Genomic DNA, 714 nt, shown 5'->3' with positions numbered 1-714 from the left:
TTCATAGGGGTATAGTTTAAAGGTAGAACGAAGGTCTCCAAAACCTTTAGTGTGGGTTCGATTCCTACTACCCCTGCCATAAAAAATAATGGCGGTTGTGGCGAAGTGGTTAACGCACCAGATTGTGGCTCTGGCATTCGTGGGTTCGATTCCCATCAATCGCCCCATTATTTCCTTGATGATTTTTTAAAAATATTATATCATTGGGCTATAGCCAAGCGGTAAGGCAACGGACTTTGACTCCGTCATTCGTAGGTTCGAATCCTGCTAGCCCAGCCAATATGCGGAAGTAGTTCAGTGGTAGAACACCACCTTGCCAAGGTGGGGGTCGCGGGTTCGAATCCCGTCTTCCGCTCCATGATAAACGGCGGCATAGCCAAGTGGTAAGGCAGAGGTCTGCAAAACCTTTACCACCGGTTCGAATCCGGTTGCCGCCTCCATAATTTAATTGTGCCGGTGTGGCGGAATTGGCAGACGCGCACGACTCAAAATCGTGTTCCGTAAGGAGTGTCGGTTCGACCCCGACCACCGGTATTACAAACAGATTTGACGCTGATTTACGTTGATTTAACACGTGAATCGGCGTTTTTTATTTTTGGTTCTATTATTGTTCATTGTTGAGTTTCAGCAGGTTACTCACTTATCGGAAGAATTCCGCTTATTTTTTAAAAAGTAGCGGTTAGACAGAGAAATAGGCGGAGGTTTGAGACCGTC

The 714-nt window shown here is 46.5% G+C and carries 6 tRNA genes; all 6 read left to right on the top strand.

What is annotated here, in order from left to right:
• The first annotated feature begins 5 nt into the window (after positions 1-5).
• The 6 genes from BFU02S_RS16090 (at position 6) to BFU02S_RS16065 (ending at position 534) form a co-directional block, all read left to right on the top strand.
• Positions 6-79, top strand: a tRNA-Trp gene (locus BFU02S_RS16090).
• Positions 80-91: 12 nt separating this feature from the next.
• Positions 92-167: transfer RNA gene (locus BFU02S_RS16085), tRNA-His, on the top strand.
• Between the two features lie 37 nt (positions 168-204).
• Positions 205-279: transfer RNA gene (locus BFU02S_RS16080), tRNA-Gln, on the top strand.
• A gap of 4 nt (positions 280-283) precedes the next feature.
• Positions 284-358: transfer RNA gene (locus BFU02S_RS16075), tRNA-Gly, on the top strand.
• Positions 359-366: 8 nt separating this feature from the next.
• Positions 367-440, top strand: a tRNA-Cys gene (locus BFU02S_RS16070).
• A 12-nt stretch (positions 441-452) separates the two neighbouring features.
• Positions 453-534, top strand: a tRNA-Leu gene (locus BFU02S_RS16065).
• Positions 535-714: the final 180 nt, after the last annotated feature.

The organism is Neobacillus fumarioli NBRC 102428, assembly GCF_001591485.1.
Lineage (GTDB): Bacteria > Bacillota > Bacilli > Bacillales > Cytobacillaceae > Neobacillus > Neobacillus fumarioli.
The sequence above is the reverse complement of the archived record's forward strand: the minus strand, read 5'-3'. Positions and strand labels throughout refer to the sequence as shown.